Raw genomic sequence first — 21450 nt, forward strand, 5'->3', positions numbered from 1 at the left:
GAAAATCGGGGTAAGTTCAGTCCGCTCCCGTGGGGGATGGATCGACGCCGTCGGTCGCACGGCTTCGACACCACCCCTGCAGGTACGCACCGAGGAACATCCCTGCGAGCGCCCACAGGATGGTCACGTTGCCGATGCCGAGGCTGGCGTAAGCGGCACCCGGACAGATCCCGGAGAGCCCCCAGCCGACGCCGAATATCGCGCCGCCGATCAGCACGTTCCGGTCGAAGGACTTCAGCCGCCGTTCAAACGGGTCGCCAGTCAGTGGCGCTCGATCCAGCACACGCGGCATGACGAAGAACACGATCCCCGTCACGGCCGCGCCGCCGAACATCACGAACAGCAGGCCGAAGTCCTCGAACTGGAGGAAGTTCAGCACCACCTCGGGGCGGGCCATGTGGCTGTAGCCGAGCCCAAAGCCGAAGATGAGCCCGCCGACCAGCACGAGCGGCATGAACAGCGGGTGTCGGTCTGTCGTTGTCGTCATTACGGCGTCACCCCCAGTGCGGCGACGACCTGTGCAGTCAGTATCGCGACCAGCAGGAAGGCGAGCACGCCCGCCAGTGACGTTTTCGAGGCCGATCCCACGCCACAGACGCCATGACCTGAAGTACAGCCCTTCCCGACGCGGGTTCCGATACCGACGAAGATCCCACCGAGCAACAGCCGCCACCAGGCGACATCCGTCGTCCACGCGCCGCCCTGATAAACGACCGCATACACAGCCGCGCCGAGGATGATGCCGAGCGTGAACACGAGCCGCCAGTCCCGAGAGGCGACGTACTGCTGGAAGCGCGACTGGCTGGAGACGTACGACAGCGTCGATTCGAGGAACGTGCTCGCGCCGGCGCTGATGCCGGTGCCCATGTAGATAACCGCCGCGCCGAGACCGACGAAGAGGCCGCCGATGGCGTACCGGCTGATACCGTTGGGGAACAACTCGGCGGCCAGTTGCAGCGGGACAGGGTCAGCTACCATCGACGGTTAGTCACCCGCGAGCGATTCCTGGCTCGCCGCGCAGTTGTTCGGTCCGAGTTCCAGCGTGAACGCCTCCTCGTCGTCAACGGTGTTCTGCCCGAGGTTCGTCGCAATGATGTCCTCGTAGTTCGCCGGTCGCGGCGGCATGTCGGCCAGAATCGTCTCGACGAAGTCGTCCTCGTCCATACTGAGTGCATCCATCTCCTCGACGAGGTGGCCGATCGGTGCGGTGTAGGTGCCGTCGTTCGCCGGCTCGGCCGCGTCGCTGAAGTGCGCGCCCCCGACGAGCGTGTCGTCGGGCAGTGTCAGCACACGCTCCTGCAATGACTCGTAGAGCATCCGGGCCGCGTCGGGCGCTCCCTCGTCGCCTTCTTCGAGGTCCGGTCGGGCAACACTCTCGATGAACAGCCCGTCACCGGTGGCGAGCAGGCTGTCGTCGACGAGGTACGAGGTCATCCCGGTCGTGTGGCCGGGCGTCGCGACGGTCTCGATGGTGACGTCGCCAACCTCGAAGGTGTCGCCGTCCTCGGCAGTCGTCAGGTCGTCGGCGTAGGTGACCCCGCGGTCCACGGCGGCTGCGGGGATGACACCCTCAACGCCCGCCGCATCGAGGTTGCGGACCCCCGAAATGTGGTCCGCGTGGATGTGGGTGTCGAGCGCGTATTTCAGGTCGACGCCCAGCTCGTCAGCATCGTCGAAGTATCGGTCGGCAAAGGCGCGCAGCGGGTCGATGATAGCGGCTTCGCCGTCATCGTAGACCAGATAGCCGAGACAGCCAGAGGACGGCCGCTGGTACTGCAACAGCGTGCCGGCACCGTCGTAGTCGCTGACTTCAACGGTCTCGTAGATGCGAGCCCATCCGTTCATGCCGTCTTCGAGGTGGTGGACATCGTAGCCGCGGTCCGCGAGCGTGCCCGCGACGTACTCGCTGGCCCCACCTTTCGCACAGAGCACCGTGACCTCACGGTCGTCCGGAACATCCGCGATGATGTCCGCATCCAGCTCGTCTTCCAAGAAGTGGAAGTACGGGACGTTGATCGATTCGACGTTTTCTCCATCGATGTGCCACTCCTCGTAGTCACCAGACATACGCGCGTCAAGAATCGTGACCGACTCTCCGTCGTCGATGCGCGATTTCAGCGTTTCGGGCGTGACCGATTCGACATCTGCGTCCGGCGTCGGGAAGTCTTCAGCGTTCATGTAGTACACTCCTTGCTACAGGGTTGAGGCATAAAAGAGTTTGTATAGAAATTCCCAAGACACACAATACCATTTCATCAGTATTCCCGTTTCAAATAGAATAATGTCGAATTAGCTGCCCTGAAGTACTCTTAGAGCGTGCTATCCAGCTTCGGTAGTGCTAGGATAGTGCAATAATCGACATTCTTTTAACTATCGGGCCGATATTGTGTAGTAGCTCCAATACAGTAGCTGGAGTCCTTCCAACAATGAGTGAAACATTCGACATCGCGGAGACGCTCGACGTGAAAGGTGCATCGTGCCCAATGCCGGTCGTCAAGACGAAACAGGCGATAGACGACCTCGCAGAGGGGTCAGTACTGGAGGTCCTCGCGACCGACAGCGGCAGTATGAGTGACATCGAGGGCTGGGCCGACGGGACGAATGGCGTGGCACTACTCGAACAGGTCGACGAGGGCGACGTGTACAAACACTACGTCGAGAAGACGGACTAAAATGAGCACGGACACACCATCGGCTGGCGACGGCGATTCGATGACCGAGGCGGAGCTGCAGGCTCGGATCGAAGAGCTCGAAGAGACCGTTGCCGACCTGAAAGCCGACGACGAGCAAAAGAAGATGACCATCGTGGCGACGCAAGGCTCGTTTGACATGGCGTATCCGCCGCTCATTCTCGCCAGCACCGCGGCCGCGTTCGGCTGGGACGTTGTCGTATTCCACACGTTCTGGGGACTGGACATCCTCCACGAGGAGAAGTCCGAGAACCTCCAGTTGTCGGCCGTCGGCAACCCGAACATGCCGATGCCGAACGCGCTCGCGGCGCTGCCTGGGATGGACCGGATGGCGACGCGGATGATGGAAAAGCGCATCGACGACAACGGGACGGCGACGATCGACGAACTCATCGAGCTGTCGCTGGACCAGGGCGTCGAACTGCAGGCCTGTCAGATGACCATCGAACTGATGGACTACGACGAGGACGACTTCTACGACGACGTCACTGTCGGCGTCGGCGCGGCTACCGCGCTCCAGCACATGGCCGAGTCCGACATCCAACTGCTCGTCTGAGCGAGGACAGCCACTGAGCGGCTTTTCGCGAAACCCCAGACATGAACCAGACAATCGCAATCGTCGATGCGTCAGTCGGTGAGACGCCCGCCGAACGAAACCTGACCCGGTCGCTTGACGCCGAGACAACGGTGTACAAAGTCAGCGACGGGCGTCTCCCACCGGTGCCCGCGGGCGGCGACTGGCGGTACGACGGCGTGGTTATCAGCGGATCACAGACCTCAGTGTACGACGACCGCGACTGGATTCATGACCTCACGTCGTGGGTCCGAGATGTCCACCGGGCAGACGTACCGACCTTGGGGATCTGCTGGGGCCACCAGTTCCTCGCACAGTCTCTCGGTGGGCGCGTGGTCGACATGAACGAATACGAACTCGGGTACCGAACAGTTCACCGGCGAGGCGAAGACCCGCTGTTTGCCGACATGTCGTCGTCGTTCACCGCGTTCCAGACACACTCCGACCGCGTCGCCGAGCTGCCCGCAGACGCGGTGGAACTGGCACGAAACGAGTACGGCATACAGGCGTTCCGACTTGGAACACGCTACGGCGTCCAGTTCCACCCCGAGTACGACCGCGAGACAGCCGAGTGGGTCATCGGCAACAAGGACCTCACCGACGAACGGCGGGAGGCAGTAACGGCAACGATCACCGATGAGTCGGTCGCGGCCGCCCAAGAGGCGACGACGGTGTTCAAGAACTTCGTCAGACTGGTCGCCACCCACCAGCGGCGACCGGGTCGGTTCGACTGATTTGGTACTTCAGAATTCTACCGTCAGTGTGGTTGCAAGCCGGTCGACTTATCGCTCGGTATTGATCGCCTGTATCGAAGCCCGCACCGCTGACGGTTCGGGCAGCAAACAGATGCCGATACCCGCATCTCCCAGTCGCTGTTCGGCCCACCGAATTCTTGCCATCCTCTCCACTCTGAAGGGCGTAACTTTCGCCCCGAACTTTCCCTAAACTGGTGCGCGATCACCGAGGGTTTTTGAGCATAGACAAATTGCTTTCCCACAGTCTTGGAATATCCATACATTACTAAATGCATAGCTTGCCTACGAACAGACGAGAAGGTATGACCACCAATCAAAGTCACACTGAGGCTGACACGACCGTGGACGCTCGGGGCGCGACCTGTCCGGGTCCGCTGATGGACCTCATCTCGGAGGTTCGGGCCGTCGACACTGGCACCGTTATTGCCCTGTTGAGCGACGCCGAGAAGTCGCCGACAGAGGTGCGGGAATGGGCCGACGAGTCTGGCAACGAAGTCCTTGACATCGCCGATGAAGGCGACCACTACAGGATTCACGTGAAGAAACTATGACCGAACACATCGCAATCGTCGGTGGCGGCACTGGTGGGACTGTACTGGCGAACACCCTCGCGGAGAAACTCGACGCGGAGCTAGCCGCCGGCGAGGTCGAAATCACGCTGTTCAACGACAGCGAGGACCACGTCTACAAGCCGGTGTGGCTCTACGTCGCTTTCGGACAGCGCGAACCCGCAGATGGCCGGCGGCCCCTTGGGGAGGTCGTCGACGACCGCGTCACCATCCAGCATGACTACGTCGCTAACGTCGACCACGAGCGCAAGGAACTCGAACTTGTCGACGCCGTCAACTCCGCGCCGTACGACAAACTCGTCGTCGCAACGGGGGCACAGCTCGAACCGGAACGAGTCCCCGGCCTCGCCGAGGGCGGGCACCACTTCTATGGCGAAGACGGTTCCCAAGCCCTCCGTGACGAACTCTTGAAAATGGACAGCGGCCACATCGTCCTGAGCGTCGTCGGGACGCCACATATGTGTCCGGCCGCACCGCTCGAGTTCACGTTTATGATCGACGACTGGCTTCGAGAACGCGGCCGTCGGGACGCGTTCGACATCACATACACCTATCCCATCATGCGGGTCCACGGGAACGAACACATCGCGGAGTGGGCCGACCCGCGACTCCGGGAGCGCGACATCAGCATCGAGACGATGTTCAACGCCGAGGCGGTCGACCCCGAGACGGAGACGATCACGTCGATGGAAGGGACAGAGCTGGACTACGACCTCCTCGTCGCTATCCCGCCACACACTGGCAGTGACTTCGTCGAATCGGCCGGGCTCGGCGATGGGGGATGGGTGGACGTCGACAAGCACACGCTCGAAGCGACCGGCTTCGACGACGTGTACGCCATCGGCGATGCCGCTCAGACCAGAGTCCCAAAGGCCGGGAGCGCGGCGCACTATCAGGCCCACGTCGTCGCTCAGCGACTCGCGAGTGAGGTCCGCGGCCAGCCAGCGACAGCCGTCTACGGCGGCAAGACCGTTTGCTTCATCGAGACCGGGATGGACGACGCAACGTTCGTTGAGTTCGACTACGAGCGCCCGCCGGAGCCGAGTGAGCCGAGTCAGGCCATGCACTGGTCGAAGCTCGCGTACAACGAGTCCTACTGGCTCACAGCGCGGGGGCTTCTCTGAGGTGATCATCAATGAGTGACCAACAACCATCGGCCGACGATCTGACAGAGGAACTGACCACCGCCATCGAGGAGAATCCCGAGGCTTTCACCACGTTCGTCCGCAATCTCGATACGGTCAACGAACTGGTCGAAGTAGCCGAACTCGGGACCGCCGCGATGGACGACGAGATGGTCACCTCCCTCGCTGGGACCGGGGCCTCGCTCGGCGAACTCGCGGATACGGCCGCCAGCGATGACACCCGGGGCGCGCTACAGACCGTCCTTGACGCACTCGGCGACGCGAACTCCAGCGGGCCAGTCGATCTACACGACCTCTGGAACGGGATTCGAAGCGGCGAGATTCTCACCGGCATCCAATACGTGCTCGCGATTGTCCGGTCTCTCGGTCGTACGGTCCAAAACCAGTGAAATCAGATTTTTCTCGGTACTCGCGCGGGCAAGAGGAAAGAACCAGCTGATAGATAGGCTGACCACTATCTACATCCAGAAGAATCAGTTGCTGCCGGTGTGAAACCAATTAGGTCCCGACTGTTCACCGGGTATCGACAGAACAGGTGTCGACGCCTAGGAGTCCGTACAGCCCGCAGAATCCAGTGAATCCGGTGACGAGTAGCAACACCGAGGCGAGCCCGAGCACGGGCGCAAGTATCGCCGGCAACGGAACGGCGCTGGCGAGGATACCGAGCGATACCAATCCTGCAAGCGCACCGATAAGGATTCTGGCAGTCTTGTCCGTCGAACCGACGTTACGATCCATGCAAGATGCTTAGTTCCCCAGAGGTAATAACTCTTTGATTGTGCAATATAAGCAATAGCGTTTCATTGGACCTGTTCAAGACAGTAAGGATGTTGATTCCAGACAGAATACTCATTATCCTAGCAATGATATGAGCGAATTTTCGAGACTTTCAGCATGTAGCCACTCAGACTGCGCGCTAACCCGAACAGAGCAACACTACCCAATCCTTGTCGCCTTCTTAGGCAGCGTCAGCGTATTGTCCACTGTAGTCAGCGGCGAATGTTCGGACTTACCGGTCAACTCGACCTGCACAAGCAAGCCCATCGTTCGCCAGGTCGAGTACAACAGGCAGGCAAATGCAGAGTAGAAGAACCGTAGCCGAAATCCCTAGACGCCGTCGCGGCCACGAACCGCTTGATAGACCTGTAGCCACTCTCAGTTTCCCACCTGTAGCCACACTCCGTGAGGTTCCCACCCCCCGACTCGTCATGAACACCTCTACCAGCGAGGCGAAGGGTCGGAACATCCGCCTCCAGCTTTCAGCACAAGCCTCGACCATGGCTGAGACAATGTCGCTACTGCTCACCTGGCGGTTCGTAGTCATCTGAGAGGAAGATACTGTCTTGCTCCGGGTCGAAATAGACCTCCAGAGCCCGAAGTGAGCCGGCATAGGCTGCAATCATCACAAACACGAATCCGATCAGGCCGGGAAAGAGGAGTTCAAGAACCATTATGCTACGTCTGCCACGTCTACCTAATAAAAGACCCTAGTCAGTTTACGTGTCCGGTAATTACTCCGGTTAGATATTTACCGGTGGTCGTTGTATCAAATGATATGAATCTGCCCTCCAGACAGTTGTCTTCTGAGGTTCGCCAGTTGCTTTTTGTAGCGGTCTCAGCCACCACGGCCGTTGTTTTGTCGTACGGTTACGTGACGACGGCGGGACTCTCAGAGATGGTGTTTGCTATTGTCGGAGCGGGTCTGTTGCTTGCACTGTTGGTGATTCTTCCGGTCATACTTCTCGACTGAATCGGGAGTCGAACTAGTGTGGGTGAGCGTCACATATCAAGCAGTGTGTGGCGTATGACAGTATTCTGAGCCGGTATCCACCCAGACTAGAGGCGGGCGTGGGGCCGCTCATCATCAAACGCCTCGGTATTCTGGAGAAATATTAATGAGACTACCAGACTATTGTAAAATCTCACACATGGAATACACACGTGAGGAGTCGCTCTTGCGACTTCGAGAGACAGTCGAGCAAGGAGAGCCGATAATCGGTGCCGGTGCGGGGACAGGAATCTCCGCGAAGTTCGCCGAGCGCGGCGGTGTCGACCTGCTCATCATTTATAACTCCGGCCGCTACCGAATGAATGGGCGCGGGTCACTCGCCGGGCTACTCCCGTACGGTGACGCAAACGAGATCGTTTGTGAAATGGGCCACGAGGTCATCCCAGTCGTCGAAGACACGCCGGTGCTTGCGGGCGTCAACGGCACTGATCCGTTTCGGCAAATGGACGTGTTCATCGAAGATCTAAAACGGCGAGGGTTCTCCGGAGTGCAGAACTTCCCGACAGTCGGCCTCATCGACGAGGACAGCGGGTTCCGGCAGAACCTCGAGGAGACCGGGATGGGCTACGACAAGGAAGTTGACATGATCCGAGAGGCGGCCAGTCAGGACATGCTCACTTGCCCGTACGTGTTCAGCGAGACACAGGCCCGTGAGATGGCCGAGGCGGGCGCTGACGTCATCGTCTCACACATGGGGCTGACGACATCCGGCGACATCGGTGCGGAGACGGCACTCGATTTGGAAGCGGCAGCCGAGCGGGTACAGGCCCATCACGATGCTGCGAAGGACGTGAACGAAGACGTCCTCGTTATCTGTCACGGCGGCCCGATTGCGTGGCCTGATGACGCTGCGTACGTCCTCGAACATACCGACGGCGTCGTCGGCTTCTTCGGAGCCTCCAGCATTGAGCGGCTGCCGACAGAGGAAGCCATCGAGAACCAGGCTCGCGAGTTCAAGGGAATCGACATCCAATGAGCGACTACTTCGTCGCCCCCGACGACGTGGAGAGTCAACTGTTCGATTGGGGCGCACTCAAATGGATGAGCACGCCCGAGGTCACTGACGGAGAGCGGTTCAGCGCCGGTGTCGTGAAGCTCGAACCCGGCAAGGGCCACGAGCGACACACCCACCCCGAGAGCGACGAGATCCTGTACGTCGTTCGCGGCGAGGGCGAACAGGAGGTCGACGACGAAACTCGCGATATTGCCACCGGCGATATGGTGTTCATTCCTGAGGGCGTCGAACACGGGACGGTCAACACCGGGTGGGAACCGCTCGTCCTGTTTGCGGTCTACGCGCCGCCGGGACCGGAAGACGTGCTTCGTGACCTCCCGGAGTGTGAGATTGTTCCAGCCGGCAAACTGCCGACGCCGGAAAACGTCGACCCGGAGGCGAAGTGATGGCGATCGTTCTCGTGGGGACGCTCGATACAAAAGGCGAGGAGTTCGCCTTCGCTCGCGATGTCATTGAGGGACAGGGCGTTGACGTACACGTCATCGACGTTGGCGTGCTAGACGACGCCGGGTTTGAGCCGGACACGACCGCCGCCGAGGTGGCCGAAGCTGCCGGGACGACCCTCGACGAGTTACGTGCGGATAGCGATCGGGGAGAGGCGATGACAGCGATGGGTGAAGGAGCCGCTGCCGTCGTCACCGACCTCTTCGAGTCGGGGGAGCTGGCGGGCGTCCTCGGACTCGGCGGCTCCGGGAATACGTCGATCGCGACAAGGGCGATGCGGGCACTCCCAGTGGGCGTGCCGAAGCTGATGGTCTCGACGATGGCTTCGGGTGACACCGAGCCGTACGTCGGCTCGACTGACATCGCGATGATGTACTCCGTCGCCGACATTGAGGGACTCAATCAGCTCTCACGGCAGGTCATCTCGAACGCTGCGCTGGCGATGGTCGGGATGGGCACTACCGAGTCAGACGTAACGGTCGAGGACCGTCCAACCGTCGGTATCACGATGTTTGGCGTCACTACGCCCTGCGTTCAGGCGGCCAGAGAACACCTCGAAGAAGCGGGGTACGAGACCATCGTCTTCCACGCCACCGGCACTGGCGGGCAGGCGATGGAGCGGCTGATCCGGGAAGGTATCATCGACGGCGTGCTTGACATAACGACAACCGAGTGGGCGGACGAACTCGTCGGCGGTGTGCTCAGCGCTGGGCCGGAGCGATTAGACGCCGCAGCCCAGACGGGCGTTCCACAGGTTGTCTCAACGGGGGCGCTCGACATGGTAAACTTCGGCCCGCGTGATTCGGTCCCCGACGAGTTCGAGGGGCGGCAGTTCCACGTCCACAACCCACAGGTGACGCTGATGCGAACCACGCCTGAGGAATGTGCGGAGCTGGGCGAAATCCTCGCAACAAAGCTGAATGCCGCGACTGGCCCAGCGGCAGTGGCACTCCCGCTCGGCGGGATCTCGATGCTCGATGTCGAGGGAGAGGACTTCTACGACCCCGAGGCGGATGCGGCGCTGTTCGACGCCATCCACGAGCACATCGACCCGGCTGTCGAACTGTTCGAAATGGAGGTTTCCATCAACGACGAGGCGTTTGCACGGGCACTGGCGGAGAAACTGGACGAGTACATGCGTGCCGCCGGTGTCGGTCCCTGAGAGAACCCAATACTACATGCTCGACGTTCGAGCCTTGCCAGAATCCGCATACTGGCGGCCCGTCGAAAGGAAGGGCTGCCCCCACCTGATCGTGTCAGGGCAAGTATCGGGACAGCAGCTTTCTGACGGCTGCCACGCGGGTTCTCTCCCCGCTACCGCCACTTGGCTACAGGTCCACCGACTGCCCGTTCGTTGAGATCGATCTCGTGTTGTCACAGCGTCTCCCGTGATGTGGCGGCTGGTATCCCACAACTATCGTCACACCGAGAGCAGTCGCGCTACTCGAAAGCAACGTGTAGATTTTACACCCATTGGACAAGGTGTACCCGAACGCGTCCCGCTCGGTTCCATCGCTTTCCAGAACCCGAACAATCCCGTCGGTGCTGTCGCGGAAGTAAAACAGATCCCGATCGCCCCGGGGATTCCCCCGCTCAGTCAGTGTACCAGTACGCCCAGAGGATCAACACGCCCTGAACGGGCAGCCGTGCCCAGCGGACCAGTGCAGATGGATCGCCGCCACCCGTTCCCTCAATGGTGACCATTGAGACAGCCATATAGACGTTCGCGGGAAAGATCGCGACGAGCAATGCGATCGTCGCCCAGGCAGCGTACGAGCGCGTCCGCGGGACCAGCAGACCAAGCCCGACGGCGATTTCGGCGACGCCGGACAGATACACCAGCGCAAGTGGCGCCGGCAAGACCGGTGGGACGATCTGGACGTATAGTTCCGGTACGACGAAATGTAATATCCCAGCAACGACATACAGGAGCGCCATCACGTAGCACAACGGCCGTTTGAACTGCCGCAAGCCAACACGCATCTACTACCAGATATGGCGGCCAGTGGAAAGCAAGTTGGGATTTGTGTTCCAGAACGGAAACAGAGTGGCGGCTGCTCACCCTGGAAGAAAGAGATTGAGAATTGCGACTACCAATCCGGCAAGTCCCATCCGGGCGGCGGCAACGTACCACCGCTGGCCCGAAATCGATCCCATGTAGGCGCCGAACACACCTAACACACCGATACCCAGACCGACTGCAATGAGTGCCGCCTCTGCCATTGTGACGACGGACCCTGCTACAAGAAATGGGGCCAGTGGAATCAGAATCCCGATAAGTGGCCCCAGCCCGCTCATCGTAGCGTGGACGAAGCGAGCACCGCGCTGGTTCTGCTGAACGCGGGTATCATCAAGATCCGTGAGCATCGCCTGCTCGATACGCCTGATTTCCGCCCGGGTTTCAGCACGTTCGATTTCCCAGACGCTCCAGACCGCAGAAGTTCCGAGCCCGACTGCCGCGCCCAGTCCGATTTTGATGACAGTGTACCCGTCCGGAACTCCCGAGAGAACAGCGCCAACGATGATGCCAATGCTTGTGAGCGTCCCGTCGAAGCCGTTTGAGACGAAATACCGACGGGAGATTGCAAGGACATCTTCCTTCTCAAGAAGCCGTCTGAAGAGTTGTCGAATGGACGCCACGACGTCTCAGCCATCCTGTAACGTCCGTCGATCCGTAACAACGGAATCACCGCAGGCAACCTGGTCCACAGAGTGTACGGACCCACCGAGGTTTTTGATTGTTTCATCAATCGCCTCGAAGTCCAGATCATCGCTCTCAAAGGTTAGCTTGATGTTTTGCACTTCCTGATCTAGTTCGATCAGAGACGACGTTACGCCCTCGACGCTTTCAATTTCGGCCAGTTGATTGGTGAACGTCAGTAGCGGCGGGTCGTGTGGTTTCAGTACATCGATGACAAGGCGTCGGACTGCTGCCATATCACAACACGCGAGGGGTTATAATAAAAATGTGTGCCAACACCACACAGTCACCGCACGAAACGTATCGAGGCACCTAACGACGGTGCTATCCGTTCGCTATCCGGGTACAGATGACAGACACTCTGCAGGCGAGATGTTATTAGAAGCCCCTGTGTAGTTCTTCAAACAGCGTCTCTGAAGTACCATGCATCTGAGAAGGCATCGATGCGAACAGTTTGAGACGCAGAAGCCACACTCAACGAGGAGCGAATAGGGACCCGTCTCTGAGTACCGCGCTACGCCCTCCGTTGCCCAGATAGCTGACTGGCATGCAAACACGCGACTACCAGTATGTACGACACCATCCTGTTCCCGACCGACGGAAGCGACGCCGCAGAATCGGTACTTGAATACGCGCTACAGATCGCAGCCGAACATGAGGCGACGATACACATCCTCAACGTCGCCGACACTGGCCGAGACAGCGTCACCACGATTCGTGGCGAGGTCATCGACGTGCTCGAAACAGAAGGCGAGCGCATCGTGGCGGAAGCCGAACAATATGCGAAAGACGCCGGCGTTCCCGCCGTCTCTGCGGTCCTCCAGGGTGACCCGCACAAGACGATAGTCGACTACAGCCAACAGTCCGACAGTGATTGCATCGTTATGCCGACTCACGGACAGCGTGGGATCAAGCGAATACTGCTCGGAAGCGTGACTGAGCGTGTCATCAACACAGCAGAAGTTCCTGTCACTGCGGTCAACCCTGACAGAGATCGGTCACTCGTGTATCCGCCACAGCACGTCCTCGTCCCGACAGATGGGAGCCGTGGTGCAGATCTCGCACTGGCAGAAGGGATTGCTGTCGCGAGGGCGACGGGCGCAACACTCCATCTGCTTCACGTTGTCGAGACCGGCGGTCTCGGGCCTGATGCACGCTCCGTCCTGAAAGAGGGGGAGTTGGCCGAGCGGGCGGATGAGATTATCGCTGAAGCGACTGAGAAGATCGACGACACATCGCTTGACACGATAACCAGCGTCATTGAGTACGGTGACCCCTCGAAGGTGATTTGCGACTACATCGACGCGAATGAAGTCGATCTCGCGGTTATGGGGACACACGGACAAACTGATTTCAGCAGGTACGTCATGGGTGGCGTCAGCGCCAAAATCGTCCGAAAGTCCCCAGTCCCGGTGACGTGGGTTCGCGAGCCTGAATCCGAATCAGATGAGTAGGTCGGTTCGTGAATCGATCAACTCATACTAGCGCACAAGTCGATAAAGCTCTGCGTGTGAGGAGCCTCGGCAGTACTCCCGATATGCGAGAGTGTTTAGTAACTATGGGGCACACATAAATCGGAGCATGACCACAGACGACTCACAGTCCGGTGGGGGAACGAGCAAGGTCGAAGCCGTAATTCAAAAATATGACCTTGTCGGGATGGGTGCAGAGCTTGAGAATCGGTGGGTTGGTGCTGACGGGGCGGAAGAAAGTACTCGCGACCTTGCTGACTATTTCAACCGATCGGTGCTTGAGTCCGCCATCGAGGGGAGTGACGCTCCAACATTGAGCGGCGATATCGAGCAGGTCTATCAGTCACTTCGCGAGGATGACGCCGACGCCCCGCTCATACGCTCCCGCCTCGAACAGAGCGGAGTCGATGTCGAATCTGTGATGGCTGATTTTATTTCCCACCAGACGGTGTATCGCTATCTCAAGAACGACCGTGGCGCGGCCCGACCCGAGCAGACGCCCGCAGAACGGAAAGAAAACGCTATTGATTCAATACAGCGTCTCCGGGGCCGAACAACCGCTGTAACGAGACAAACAATCGAGAGTCTGGAAAAAAATGACGCTATCTCAGCAGGCGATTTCAGCATTATCAACGAAGTACAGGTGTTGTGTGAGGACTGCGGCCGTAGCTACGATATTGTCGCGTTTCTGGAGCAGGGTGGCTGCGACTGCCAAACCACATGAGGTCAGCTGTCCTTATTGTCAAAAGGAAGCTAGTAGCCCAGCCGGCGACCCTGTAGGCAGACACTACCCCACGACAGCAATCGGTCAGCCAAGCCTCGAGAATCGAGCGGTCTTACAATCGACATCGCAGAACGCGTATTCCGTGACGTTGCCAGCACTATCTCTGGTAGTGACATTTCGATACCGGACGTTGTCGCTGATCGGCGTTCCACAGTGATCGCAGTGTCGCGTTGCAATCGAGCTAATTACGACCCTGATAGACTGGCTCTCAACGCTTTCAGGGACTGCCCTCCGCGCTTGGTCTGCGTTTGCGATGTCTGCTGATTGTTGGCTACGGTACTTCTGGGTGTTTTGTGCGTTCATGATGTCGCTGATTATGATTGTGTAGTTGGTGTCGCACCGCTTCGTGAGGTGGGCCGTCACGACCCGAAAACCGTCGGCTGGTGCTTTGGGACCAGCCAGGACTGACGTTTTCCACCTGTGTGCCGGCGCTTGCCCGCACTGTGGTGGTCTACGTCAGTTTACAATTTGAAAAATGTAAAAAATGTAAAACCGGATGTAGAACGGTCTGCACCGATCAAGTGCTGGGACAAGAGGCTTGCCTCCCAAGCCGTACAGTCGACGCCCAGATTCATAGACATATCTTTAATGGATGTACACTTAATGATTATGTGAGTGATGTTCACACTCGACAGTTATTCGAGTGAGTGAGAAGTCCCATCTCAGTGGCGGAACTGATGGGGGTTATCCAAATTATTAAATACGACAGTTTAGTATAGAGAGATATGAACCCGGGTATCCAGACGGTAGAAGCGTCCCGGAAAACGATTCGATCAGTGGCTGTAGCGATTGGCTATCCGTTTTTTACACTGCCTACCCGGTAACCTGCGTAGACCACTACAGTCCGGGCAGTAACCCGGCACAGGTGGAAAACGTCGGTGAAACGACCATAGGGGCACCAGATTCATGTGTAACAGTAGACAGAACGAGTAGACCGCTGTCAACAATAAATCGAGGCAAACAATGAATGGACAATCTGAGGCGGAGCAATCACTAACAACTGCTCGCTGTGCTATGGAAGCCAGCGGCAACACAGCCGCTGCCGAACTAAATATCCAGAACAAGTCAACGCGGACCTTGGTCGGTGGGTCACCGAACTACCGTTGTGATTACTGCGGCCAGGTGATCAACGAGCAGATGAAGTACAGCGGAGTTACGATACGCGACTCAGACGGAGGGATAACAGAGCACTTCTTCTGTGAAGAAGAATGCATGACATCGCAATACCCCAACATATAGCAAACCTGTTTGGATTGGGAGCAGAACCAACCTTGGATTTATAACGAGAGAGTATATAATCCAAGATCTTCGGGTTAGCTTCGGCATTACGGAAAACGAAGTGATAAGAAGTACCGGCACATGATACAACAACTAAATCTTCAACGCAAAAAACAGTCCGTGCGTATCTAGATTTTTACTGAATCTAAACAGATACGCTATTATTCTGTTCTGAGACATTGTCCGATATATAAATATTCTCGAAATGTTAATATTCAGTGGTACAGAATAAGGGACGAGTTTATATGTTTTCATCAGCCATGCCATTGTATGACATGCTACAACGCAAGCAAGGGAATTCTATACGAAAACCTTCCAACAGATGTACCGAGACCAGAAGAAGAGGAGGAGAACAAGCTAAGTGCCAGTGACGGTGGCGCAACCCAGACGGTCGCTAACGACTAAATCTGGATCGTAGTCGGCAGCCTCTGCGGGATAACGTAATATACACACCGAAGAGAGATCATTGAACCCCCGTAGAGACTGTTTGTTCCGGAACTGCGGTTTCGAATCGGCAAACAGTATTGGATGTACGATGTCTGGGTGAATATCTGTTCGGTTTGGTTGTGGATATAGTGACTGAGGCGTCAATATGGTTCGGTCAGTTTCGTCTGTGTATTGCCTTCCCTCTCGCATTCTGTGCAGCTTCCATTATCGCTTCACTTAATGTTGGATGTGTGTGAACAGTTGAGCCGATGTCCTGAAGCTTTGCACCCATTTCAATCATGGCTGCGATTTCTGCAATCAACTCGGATGCTTCCGGACCGACAATCTGTGCACCGATCACACGTTCAGTTTCTTTTTCCGCGACAATTCGGACAAAGCCTTCTGTCCGGTTTGCTGTTAGTGCTCGTCCAGACGCCTGAAACTGGAACTCACCTGTGACAGGTGTAATACCTTCGTTTGCTGCTTCGTTCTCCGTTAACCCGACAGTTCCGATTTCCGGATCGGTAAACACGGCAGCCGGGAGTGCCTGATAATCGACTGCAGCGGCTTCACCGGCGATTACTTCCGCTGCAACTTCCCCTTCTTTCGATCCCTTGTGTGCGAGCATCGGTTCACCCGCAACGTCACCGACCGCGAAAATATGCTCCTTGTTCGTCCGACATCTGCTATCCGTTGGAATGAACCCCTGAGAATTAGTTTCGACGCCGGCATCGTCGATACTGAGCGTATCAGTCACCGGGCGTCTGCCGACGGCGACGAGTATTCTGTCAGCAGTGAGTTCTATAGCGCTATCATGCGCCGCCTCATCTGCGGGGACAGCAGTCAGGACAGCCTCACCGTCCGACTCTGTCCAACTGTCCGCAGTGTATCCGAAATGGAAATCCACACCGAGACGTTCTGCTCGCTTCCTGACTATCGAGGCAATGTCTTCCTGATAGCTGGGGAGCGCCTGCTCTAGCATCTCAATTACCGATACGTCGCTCCCAAGTCGACTATAGACAGTCGCTAGCTCCATGCCGATGTACCCGGCTCCAACGATTACGAGCTCGTCGGGTACTGTTTCGAAGTTCAGCGCGCCGTCTGACGAGACGATACGCTCGTCATCAAAGTCGAACTCCGGAATTTCAATCGGTCTGGACCCCGTTGCGATGATGCAGTTTTCGAATTTCAGCGACTCAGACCCCTGTCCCTCACCCTGATGGACGATTCTGATTTTGTTTTCATCAGCGAATTCGGCAGTCCCTTGCAACAAGTTCACGCCAGCCGCCGTACACAGTTGCTCGATACCACTCGTTAACTGGTCGACGACACCATCTTTCCAGCTAATCATCTCGTCAAGCGCAACTGTTGGGTCTGCGTAAATCCCCAGTTCTTCCGCATGGCCCGCCTCCGATGCCAGTTTTGAACCGTTTATCAGGGCCTTGGAGGGGATACAACCACGATTGAGACAGGCTCCCCCATACTCCCCCTTTTCAACGAGCGTGACATCAAGGCCAAGCTGTGAAGCACGGATTGCGGCGACGTATCCGCCGGGGCCCGCGCCAATAACCAGTACGTCAGTCGACGTAGTTACATCTCCGACAACCATTATTCTAGTAGTAGCAGGTTTGGATTTCGCAGGTACTTCTGTATGGAGTTTGTGAACCGTGCGGCGTCTGCGCCGTCAAGCACTCGATGATCGAACGACAGGGATAGTGTCATGATGTGTCGAGGTTCTATCGTCTCTTCACCATCAGCTTCGACAACCCGTGGCTTCTTTTTGATCTCTCCCAGTGCCAGGATGGCGCTCTCCGGTTGGTTGATGATTGGCGTTCCGTACTCCCCGCCAATCCCGCCGATGTTCGAGATAGTAAATGTCCCGCCACGCATTTCTTTTGGCGAAAGACTGCGCTCTCTCGCCCTCTGGGTTTTTTCGTTGGTCTCCGATGCGACCTCCAGCAGGCCTTTCGCATCTACGTCCTCAACAACGGGAACCAGTAGTCCGTCATCAGTTGCTGTTGCGACACCGATGTTGTAATACTGCTTTTCCACAATCTCTTCGTTTGCTTCGTCGAGAGAGATATTCACCTGTGGATTCTCTTGCAGAGCCGCGGCACACGCTTTCATAACGAACGGCATGTACGTCAGTCGGATATCATGTTCCTCGGCCTCCTGTCTGAGCGTTGAACGAGCGTCGACCAGCGCAGTAACATCGACCTCGTCCTGATGAGTGACGTGCGGGGCCGTGTATTTCGACGACATCATCGCCGATCCAATCGTCTGCCTGATCCCGTTATACGGCTTCCGAGACTCGGGGCGCGCTGGCTCGTCCGCCGTTGTCCCCTCAGCTACCGCTTCTCGATCCGTTTTCTGTGCCTGCTGTTGTGCCTTTGCATACTCCTGGACCGTTTCGAGCGTGACAAAGGGTTCTCCGTCTTTTTGTTCATCAGTGGGGACAGTATCGAGATCAATCCCTTCTTCGGCTGCAATGTGTCTTGTTTTCGGGACGGCCACCGTCGTCTCCCGGTCCGCCGTTTCTCTCGTCTGTACCGGACTGACAGACTGCTCCGGGGCTGCCTGCTGTTTTGGTTGCTCCGCAGCAGCGGTCTGTTGACTTGAACGCTCTTGAGTCGAAGATTCCGCACTCGCGTACGCGCGAACATCTGACTCAGTTATACGCCCCGGAGATGAGTCCGCAATGCTGGAAATATCGACGCCCAGTTCGCGCGCGAGACGCCGCACAGACGGCGGGGCGGGGACTTGGACCCGCTCTGTCACTACCGGTTCTGACTGTGGATCTTCGGCTGGCTGTGCTGTGGCTCCAACGTCGGGTTGCTGGCCACTGTCCGCAGTGGTGTCGTCTGTCGGCGCTGTTTCAGTTCTCTCCGGTTCGTCTTCACCCTCAACCCGAAAGACGATAATCACATCACCGACTGGGACTATCTCTCCTTCCGCGGCACGAAGTTCTTCAACGACACCATTAACCGGCGATGGGACATCAACGACGGCTTTGTCAGTCTCGACTTCCGCTACCGGTTGGTCTTCGGAAACTGAGTCGCCCGGCGCAACCCGCCATCGAAGGATTTCGCCCTCAGCGACACCTTCACCGACATCAGGTAGTTCAAATTCACGTACCATGTTAGAAATCGACTGTTTCGCGGATTCCGTCCTGAATACGGACCGCCTGTGGCAGGTAGTAATCCTCCAGCGAATGGAGTGGCATGGGAGCATCGAACCCAGCAATTCGTTTGATTGGCGCCTCCTGATGAACGAGCGCTTCTTCCTGAATCGTCGTTGCGATTTCCGCCCCTAATCCACCAGTCTTCGGTGCTTCGTGGACAATCGCGGCTCTCCCGGTCTTTTTGAATGATTCAGTAATCGTCTCTATATCGAGGGGTGACAGGGTTCGCAGGTCAATGACTTCGACGTCGATGTCATGTGACTGGTGAAGGTTCTCCGCAGCGATCAGCGCCGGCCGAGTCATCGCGCCCCAAGTGTAGACTGAGATATCGCTCCCTTCACGCCGGATAGCGGCCTCATTCAACGACACTTCATACGGTTTCGTCGGGACATCTTCACGGAAGGCACGGTAGATTAATTTCGGCTCTAGGAAAATAACTGGATCCGGGTCATGGATGGACGCCGCTAGGAGCCCCTTCGCATCGTATGGCGTGCTCGGCGAGACGACTTTGAGCCCGGGCTCGTGCACGAAGAACGCTTCCTTTGACTCGGAGTGATGTTCTGGGGCTCGGATGCCGCCACCATATGGCGCCCGTATCACCATCGGCACCGAGTACTGCCCCTGACTGCGGCTCCGGAGGCGTGCAGCGTGACTGACGATCTGGTCGAAGGCAGGATACATGAAGCCCATGAACTGCATCTCAGGAACAGGCTTCATCCCGGTCTGGGCGAGTCCAATCGAAGCCCCGATGATTCCGGCTTCGGCCAGTGGCGTGTCGATAACGCGGTCTTCGCCGAACTCTTCGTATAGCTGGTCGGTTGCTCTGAAGACACCACCGTTTTTCCCGACATCTTCACCCAGAACGACGACGCTGTCGTCCTGTGCCATCTCTGTGTACAGGCCATCCTGTATCGCCTCCACGAGGGTGAGACTCTGTGCGTTTTGCTGTGTCTGCGTGCTGGCTGTCGAACTCATTCCAGCACCTCCGAGAACGCGCCCTCGTCATACTTCTCGCGCAGCCGGTTCAATTCGTCCCGCTGTTCTTCGAGTCGCGCTGGAACGTCCTCGTACACATGCTCAACGATGTTGTCCGGACTCGCCTCTGTCTGCTCTGCCGTTTCTATCGCCTCGCTGACTTCTTGTTCGATACTGTCTTGAATCTCACTCTCGAGGGCGGAATCGAGGATGCCCTCGTTGTACAGATACGTTTCAATACGGTCCACAGGGTCGCGGTCCCGCCAGGCCTCCTCTTCTGATTCGTCTCTGTAAACGGACGGATCATCCGCAGTGGTGTGTGCACCGAAGCGATACTGGACAGACTCGATAAGCGTTGGGCGTCGCTCTCCAGGGCCCGGATTCCGGGCTTTCGCCAGTGCCTCACTAGCGACTTTATACACCGCCAGCGGGTCCAGTCCGTCAACTCGAACGCCGTCAATGCCATATGCCTGTGCCTTTTCAGCAATGGTTTCGCTCGCGGTCTGTCGCTCTCGAGGGACCGAAATTGCCCATTGATTGTTGTTACAGACGAATACAGCGGGGACATCGAACACCCCGGCGAAATTCAGCCCTTCGTGGAAATCTCCTTCGGAGGTCGCACCATCACCGAGGTGACACAGGACGGCCGTATCGGTCTTTCCCTGTAGCTTGTGTCCCCACGCCATTCCCATAGCCTGTGGAACCTGGGTCGCAATCGGAATATACTCCGGCATCACGTTGACGTCGTCCGGGATCGCGTATCCGTCTCTATAGCCTCGCAGTGGCTCGAAAAGGGATACCAGATCCATTCCATGAGCGTACTTCGCCGCGTGCTCTCTGTAGGTCGGGAACAACCAGTCTTGCTCGGCAAGTGCCAGGCTCGTAGCGACCTGTGACCCTTCTTGTCCGGTCATTGGTGCGTACGTCGCGAGCCGCCCCTGTCGCTGGAAGCTGATCGCCCGCTGGTCGAAGTGCCGAGCGAGCTTGATTGTCTCATACAGCTCAAGTAACTGCCTATCTGAAATATCCGGGACAGACGCCTGTGGCAGTACGTTGCCTTCAGCATCCAGTATCTGGACCAGCTCCGAGTCTTCTCTGACGGCCGCTGGCACGTCTTTGCTTCCTGCTTCGTTTTTCATGTTCATTGTTTTCGATGATGTTTTTTGTATTCGACAGACGCTCCCTCAGCAGACCCTGATAACCCGAACAGCCGCTGGTTACGGCTCCCCGAGCGTGTTCAAGGCTGGCGTTTTCCACCAGGCACAGGGGCGAACTGTGCGCTGGCAGTCTACGCCAGTTTAAATGTCGAAAATGTAAAGAATGTAGCTGTGGAAGAGGGCAGTGCCCAATCCATTAACTGCCGGGACAGCTGACCTGCAGGGCAGGCGATAGGGTTCAAGCCCGGATGCATATATCGAAACTAACATGGTAGATACTTATTGTTTGTGCGACAGCCGTTCACACGCCACAGTAGCCATTCCGGTGTGAACGGTGACAGCTGCTGGCCCGAAGCGGCGTGGCGGGTGTAGTAAGTAAAACATAGTTGACCATTATCCCTATATGCGACATTTTGAGATGATGTCGGTACGGGCGATATTCCGGCACTCTTACCGACGGTACAAGATCGAGAACCGCTGTAAAAGATAGATATA

Annotated in this window: 24 protein-coding genes and 1 pseudogene; 12 read left to right on the top strand and 13 right to left on the bottom strand. The window is 57.5% G+C overall.

What is annotated here, in order from left to right:
• Nucleotides 1-16: 16 nt before the first annotated feature.
• From RBH20_RS18735 to RBH20_RS18745, 3 genes are read right to left on the bottom strand one after another with little or no spacing between them, the layout of a single operon-like run.
• Nucleotides 17-487 carry a YeeE/YedE family protein gene (locus RBH20_RS18735; RefSeq protein ID WP_306711509.1) on the bottom strand — a complete coding sequence of 157 codons (471 nt, stop codon included), beginning with the start codon at nt 485-487 and terminating at the stop codon, nt 17-19.
• A complete protein-coding gene (locus tag RBH20_RS18740; protein ID WP_306711511.1) occupies nt 487-978 on the bottom strand; it encodes a YeeE/YedE family protein in 492 nt (163 codons plus the stop codon). Before RBH20_RS18740 ends, RBH20_RS18735 begins: the two co-directional genes overlap by 1 nt.
• A gap of 6 nt (nt 979-984) precedes the next feature.
• A complete protein-coding gene (locus RBH20_RS18745) occupies nt 985-2178 on the bottom strand; it encodes an MBL fold metallo-hydrolase (RefSeq protein ID WP_306711513.1) in 1194 nt (397 codons plus the stop codon).
• Nucleotides 2179-2426: 248 nt separating this feature from the next.
• Between RBH20_RS18745 and RBH20_RS18750 the strand changes: the two genes are divergently transcribed.
• From RBH20_RS18750 to RBH20_RS18775, 6 genes are all read left to right on the top strand, one after another.
• Complete coding sequence (locus tag RBH20_RS18750) at nt 2427-2672, top strand: sulfurtransferase TusA family protein (protein ID WP_306711515.1); 246 nt, start codon at nt 2427-2429, stop codon at nt 2670-2672.
• 1 nt (nt 2673) lies between these two features.
• Complete coding sequence (locus RBH20_RS18755) at nt 2674-3246, top strand: DsrE/DsrF/DrsH-like family protein (protein WP_306711517.1); 573 nt, start codon at nt 2674-2676, stop codon at nt 3244-3246.
• A gap of 41 nt (nt 3247-3287) precedes the next feature.
• A complete protein-coding gene (locus RBH20_RS18760; protein WP_306711519.1) occupies nt 3288-3998 on the top strand; it encodes a type 1 glutamine amidotransferase in 711 nt (236 codons plus the stop codon).
• A gap of 323 nt (nt 3999-4321) precedes the next feature.
• Nucleotides 4322-4570, top strand: a complete 249-nt coding sequence (locus tag RBH20_RS18765) for a sulfurtransferase TusA family protein (RefSeq protein WP_306711522.1) — start codon at nt 4322-4324, stop codon at nt 4568-4570.
• Nucleotides 4567-5712, top strand: coding sequence for an NAD(P)/FAD-dependent oxidoreductase (locus tag RBH20_RS18770; RefSeq protein ID WP_306711524.1), 1146 nt, complete (start codon nt 4567-4569; stop codon nt 5710-5712). Before RBH20_RS18765 ends, RBH20_RS18770 begins: the two co-directional genes overlap by 4 nt.
• An 11-nt stretch (nt 5713-5723) precedes the next feature.
• Entirely contained in the window at nt 5724-6122 is a 399-nt protein-coding gene (locus RBH20_RS18775; protein ID WP_306711526.1) for a hypothetical protein, read from the top strand.
• A 124-nt stretch (nt 6123-6246) separates the two neighbouring features.
• Here RBH20_RS18775 and RBH20_RS18780 read toward each other — a convergent pair whose 3' ends face one another.
• The 3 genes and pseudogenes from RBH20_RS18780 to RBH20_RS18790 all read right to left on the bottom strand — a co-directional run bounded on the left by RBH20_RS18780 (nt 6247) and on the right by RBH20_RS18790 (nt 7184).
• Entirely contained in the window at nt 6247-6471 is a 225-nt protein-coding gene (locus RBH20_RS18780; RefSeq protein ID WP_306711528.1) for a DUF2892 domain-containing protein, read from the bottom strand.
• A gap of 198 nt (nt 6472-6669) precedes the next feature.
• Nucleotides 6670-6932, bottom strand: a pseudogene (locus RBH20_RS18785) (transposase); the annotation flags it as partial.
• Between the two features lie 96 nt (nt 6933-7028).
• Entirely contained in the window at nt 7029-7184 is a 156-nt protein-coding gene (locus tag RBH20_RS18790; RefSeq protein WP_306711530.1) for a hypothetical protein, read from the bottom strand.
• 104 nt (nt 7185-7288) lie between these two features.
• On the opposite strand from RBH20_RS18790, the gene RBH20_RS18795 reads away from it, so the two are divergent.
• From RBH20_RS18795 to RBH20_RS18810, 4 genes are all read left to right on the top strand, one after another.
• Nucleotides 7289-7483: a hypothetical protein gene (locus tag RBH20_RS18795; protein WP_306711532.1), complete on the top strand. Its 195-nt coding sequence runs from the start codon at nt 7289-7291 to the stop codon at nt 7481-7483.
• 178 nt (nt 7484-7661) lie between these two features.
• Nucleotides 7662-8498, top strand: a complete 837-nt coding sequence (locus RBH20_RS18800) for a phosphoenolpyruvate hydrolase family protein (protein WP_306711534.1) — start codon at nt 7662-7664, stop codon at nt 8496-8498.
• A complete protein-coding gene (locus tag RBH20_RS18805; RefSeq protein ID WP_306711536.1) occupies nt 8495-8923 on the top strand; it encodes a cupin domain-containing protein in 429 nt (142 codons plus the stop codon). Before RBH20_RS18800 ends, RBH20_RS18805 begins: the two co-directional genes overlap by 4 nt.
• A complete protein-coding gene (locus RBH20_RS18810) occupies nt 8923-10143 on the top strand; it encodes a Tm-1-like ATP-binding domain-containing protein (protein WP_306711538.1) in 1221 nt (406 codons plus the stop codon). Before RBH20_RS18805 ends, RBH20_RS18810 begins: the two co-directional genes overlap by 1 nt.
• A 431-nt stretch (nt 10144-10574) precedes the next feature.
• Here RBH20_RS18810 and RBH20_RS18815 read toward each other — a convergent pair whose 3' ends face one another.
• The 3 genes from RBH20_RS18815 to RBH20_RS18825 form a co-directional block, all read right to left on the bottom strand.
• Nucleotides 10575-10964, bottom strand: a complete 390-nt coding sequence (locus RBH20_RS18815; protein ID WP_306711540.1) for a MauE/DoxX family redox-associated membrane protein — start codon at nt 10962-10964, stop codon at nt 10575-10577.
• A 75-nt stretch (nt 10965-11039) separates the two neighbouring features.
• A complete protein-coding gene (locus RBH20_RS18820; protein ID WP_306711542.1) occupies nt 11040-11621 on the bottom strand; it encodes a VIT1/CCC1 transporter family protein in 582 nt (193 codons plus the stop codon).
• A gap of 6 nt (nt 11622-11627) precedes the next feature.
• A complete protein-coding gene (locus RBH20_RS18825) occupies nt 11628-11918 on the bottom strand; it encodes a DUF211 domain-containing protein (RefSeq protein WP_306711544.1) in 291 nt (96 codons plus the stop codon).
• 333 nt (nt 11919-12251) lie between these two features.
• On the opposite strand from RBH20_RS18825, the gene RBH20_RS18830 reads away from it, so the two are divergent.
• Complete coding sequence (locus RBH20_RS18830) at nt 12252-13136, top strand: universal stress protein (RefSeq protein WP_306711546.1); 885 nt, start codon at nt 12252-12254, stop codon at nt 13134-13136.
• A gap of 127 nt (nt 13137-13263) precedes the next feature.
• Nucleotides 13264-13878: a rod-determining factor RdfA gene (gene rdfA / locus RBH20_RS18835; RefSeq protein WP_306711548.1), complete on the top strand. Its 615-nt coding sequence runs from the start codon at nt 13264-13266 to the stop codon at nt 13876-13878.
• 1939 nt (nt 13879-15817) lie between these two features.
• Here the strand turns inward: rdfA and lpdA are convergent.
• Genes lpdA through pdhA form a run of 4 tightly spaced genes read right to left on the bottom strand, consistent with a single transcriptional unit; the run spans nt 15818 to nt 20943 of the window.
• A complete protein-coding gene (gene lpdA / locus RBH20_RS18840) occupies nt 15818-17251 on the bottom strand; it encodes a dihydrolipoyl dehydrogenase (RefSeq protein WP_306711550.1) in 1434 nt (477 codons plus the stop codon).
• Nucleotides 17251-18780 (bottom strand): dihydrolipoamide acetyltransferase family protein, encoded by a 1530-nt coding sequence (locus RBH20_RS18845; protein ID WP_306711552.1) that lies wholly within the window; start codon nt 18778-18780, stop codon nt 17251-17253. The genes lpdA and RBH20_RS18845 overlap by 1 nt, the downstream gene beginning before the upstream one ends.
• A gap of 1 nt (nt 18781) precedes the next feature.
• Entirely contained in the window at nt 18782-19798 is a 1017-nt protein-coding gene (locus tag RBH20_RS18850) for an alpha-ketoacid dehydrogenase subunit beta (RefSeq protein ID WP_306711554.1), read from the bottom strand.
• Nucleotides 19795-20943 (bottom strand): pyruvate dehydrogenase (acetyl-transferring) E1 component subunit alpha, encoded by a 1149-nt coding sequence (gene pdhA / locus RBH20_RS18855; protein WP_306711556.1) that lies wholly within the window; start codon nt 20941-20943, stop codon nt 19795-19797. The genes RBH20_RS18850 and pdhA overlap by 4 nt, the downstream gene beginning before the upstream one ends.
• Between the last annotated feature and the right edge of the window lie 507 nt (nt 20944-21450).

Origin of the sequence: Haloarcula sp. H-GB4 (assembly GCF_030848575.1) — an archaeon.
GTDB lineage: Archaea > Halobacteriota > Halobacteria > Halobacteriales > Haloarculaceae > Haloarcula.